The 2952-nt window shown below is 72.0% G+C and carries 4 protein-coding genes; 1 reads left to right on the top strand and 3 read right to left on the bottom strand.

What is annotated here, in order from left to right; genetic code table 11:
• From AC5RV2_RS16465 to AC5RV2_RS16455, 3 genes are all read right to left on the bottom strand, one after another.
• Positions 1-1045 (bottom strand): glutamate-1-semialdehyde 2,1-aminomutase (locus AC5RV2_RS16465; protein WP_494093226.1); only part of this gene is annotated, 1045 nt, incomplete at its 3' end.
• Between the two features lie 81 nt (positions 1046-1126).
• A complete protein-coding gene (gene hemB / locus AC5RV2_RS16460) occupies positions 1127-2101 on the bottom strand; it encodes a porphobilinogen synthase (protein ID WP_494093225.1) in 975 nt (324 codons plus the stop codon).
• A complete protein-coding gene (locus AC5RV2_RS16455) occupies positions 2098-2799 on the bottom strand; it encodes a uroporphyrinogen-III synthase (protein WP_494093228.1) in 702 nt (233 codons plus the stop codon). Before AC5RV2_RS16455 ends, hemB begins: the two co-directional genes overlap by 4 nt.
• Positions 2800-2831: 32 nt before the next feature.
• Between AC5RV2_RS16455 and AC5RV2_RS16450 the strand changes: the two genes are divergently transcribed.
• Positions 2832-2952, top strand: a 121-nt coding sequence (locus tag AC5RV2_RS16450; protein ID WP_494093227.1) for a mycothiol-dependent nitroreductase Rv2466c family protein, incomplete at its 3' end; no start/stop codon positions are given.

Here is a 2952-nt window from a genome sequence, read left to right as displayed (position 1 = left end):
GGGGGGCGGTCAGGGGGGCCGGCTGTGCGAGCGTGGGGGCGTCGATCGCCGGGTAGCCACCGGGCGTCGCGGCGGTCAGCGTCGCGACGCCGGCCGCCATGGCGATCGGGTTGCCGGAGAGCGTGCCGGCCTGGTAGACGGGACCGGACGGCGCCAGGTAATCCATCACGTCGGCCCGGCCGCCCAGGGCCGCCACCGGCATGCCGCCGCCGATGACCTTGCCGAAGGTCAACAGGTCGGGCACGAACGGATCGGCTGCCCCGTCGGCTCCCCCGGTCAGGCCCCAGTAGCCGGCGTAGCCGGTGCGGAAGCCGGTCAGCACCTCGTCCAGGATGAGCAGCGCTCCGTGCTCCCGGGTGATGCGGGACAGGGCCGCGTTGAAGCCGTCGGCGGGGGTGACCACGCCCATGTTCGCGGGGGCCGCTTCGGTGATGACGGCGGCGATCTGGCTGCCGCGGGCGGCGAACACTTCCTCGACGGCGGCGATGTCGTTGTACGGCAGCACCAGGGTCTCCGCGGCTGTCGCCTCGGTGACGCCCGCCGAACCCGGCAGCGCCAGGGTGGCCACGCCCGAGCCCGCGGCGGCCAGCAGCCCGTCCAGGTGCCCGTGATAGCAGCCGGCGAACTTCACGACCAGGTTGCGGCCGGTGTAGCCGCGGGCCAGGCGCACGGCGGTCATCGTCGCCTCGGTGCCGGTGGAGACCATGCGCAGGCGCTCGACGGCGGAGACCCGGCCGACGACCAGGGCCGCCAGTTCCGATTCGGCGGGCGTGGAGGCGCCGAAGGACAGGCCCCGGTCCACGGCCGTGTGCACGGCCTCGAGGACGGCCGGATGGGCGTGGCCCAGCAGGGCCGGGCCCCAGGAACACACGAGGTCTACGTACTCGCGCCCGTCGGCGTCGGTGAGGTAGGCACCCTTGGCGCCGACCATCATGCGGGGCGTCCCGCCGACGGAGCCGAAGGCCCGGACCGGTGAATTCACCCCGCCGGGCATCAGCTGGCGGGCGCGTTCGAAGAGTTCCTCGGAGCGGATGGCTTCAATCATGGTCTTGGGTCCTTTCGGGACAGCGGAATCCGCTGCGGACAGGGTGGTGGGGCGCGGCAACCGGCGGCCGGCGGCGAACGGTTACTTCAGCCAGCGGGCGATTTCCGGGGCCCAGTAGGTCAGCACCATGTCGGCGCCGGCGCGGCGGATGCCCAGGACAGATTCCAGGATGGCCGCCTTCCGGTCGATCCAGCCATTGGCGGCGGCTGCCTCGATCATCGCGTACTCGCCGGAGATCTGGTACGCGGCCACCGGCACCGGAGACATCTCCGCCACGTCGGAGAGGATGTCCAGGTAGCTCATCGCGGGTTTGACCATGACCATGTCCGCGCCTTCGGCCAGGTCCAGTTCCACTTCCCGGATGGCTTCGCGCCGGTTGGCGGCGTCCATCTGGTAGGTCCGCCGGTCCCCGGTCAGCTGTGAGTCGACTGCCTCGCGGAACGGCCCGTAGAAGGCCGAGGCATACTTTGCGGCGTACGCCAGGATGGAGACGTCCTGGTGGCCGGCCTCGTCGAGTGCCTGCCGGATCACCGCGACCTGCCCGTCCATCATGCCGGAGGGACCGAGCACGTCCGCGCCGGCCGCCGCCTGGGCGACGGCCATTTCCGCGTAGATCGACAGCGTGGCGTCGTTGTCGACGGTGCCGTCGGGGGCCAGCACGCCGCAGTGGCCGTGGTCGGTGAATTCGTCCAGGCAGACGTCGCCCATCACCACCAGGTCGTTCCCGACCTCCGCTTTCACGTCGGCGATGGCGCGGTTCAGCACGCCGTCGGGATCCACCCCGGCGCTGCCCGTGGCGTCGCGCACCAGGGGAACGCCGAAGAGCATGATGCCGCCGAGGCCCAGCTCCACGGCCTCGGCGGCCGCGCGCTTGAGCGTATCGGTGGTGTGCTGGACCACGCCCGGCATGGACTGCAGCGGCACCGGTTCGCTGAGGCCTTCGCGGATGAAGGCGGGCAGGATCAGCTGGTTCGGGTGGGTCCGGACCTCCGCCGTCATCCGGCGGATCGCCTCGGTGGCCCGCAGCCGGCGGGGCCGGTGGGAGGGGAAGCTCATGGCGTACCTTCTGGTTCGGTGGGATGGTTTTCAAGCGACCGCGCCAGGGCGTCGGCGATGCCGGGCGGCGTCGGTTCGGCAGCCGTGGCGGCGATCTCCAAGCCCAGTTCGGCGGCCTGCCGCGCGGAACTGGTGCCGATCGCGATCAGCCGCAGTCCGGCCGGCCACGGGTCAAGGAGCCCCGCCAGCCGCCTGGTGACGCTGGGCGAGGTCAGGACGACGGCGTCGATGGCGCCGTTGCCGGCGCGGCTGCGGAAATCCGCGGCCGTGATGAGTTCCAGGTCGTCGGCGGGCTCGCGGGCGGCGATCTCCAATTCCGCGGTCAGGCGGAGCTCGGGACGGGCGGGGTAGTCCACCGTGCGGTAGGCGGTCACGGGCAGCACCTGCCAGCCCTTCGCCATCAGGCCTTCGAACACCGTGGGCGCGGCGATGTCGGCCTGCGGCAGCAGGACCAGCATCCGCTCCGCCGGGCCGCCGGCGGTTTCCGGCGGCAGCGGGCAGGCATCCACCAGGCCGACGGCGTCCATGCTGCCGGGCGGCACCAGGTCGACGGTGAGGCCCTCGGCCTCCAGCGCCCTGGCGCTGGGGCTTCCGACGGCCGCAATCTTCGTGTCCCCTGCCAGCGCCGCGAGGCTGGTGCCACGCTCCAGTGCGCACGCCTTCAGCGCCCGCACCGTCGTGATGCTGGTGATGACCAGCCAGACGGCCTTGTTCTGCGCCAGCAGGGTCAGTGCCTGGTCCAGTTCGTCCGGCGTGTCCGTCCGCCTGGATCGCGTCCCGCTGGATGCTGGAGGTGGAGAAGGTCCGCGACGTCAAGGTCGACTGGCACGTGATGAGCCTGGCCGTGCTCA

This window comes from Arthrobacter sp. Y3225116 (assembly GCF_059091245.1).
The sequence above is the reverse complement of the archived record's forward strand: the minus strand, read 5'-3'. Positions and strand labels throughout refer to the sequence as shown.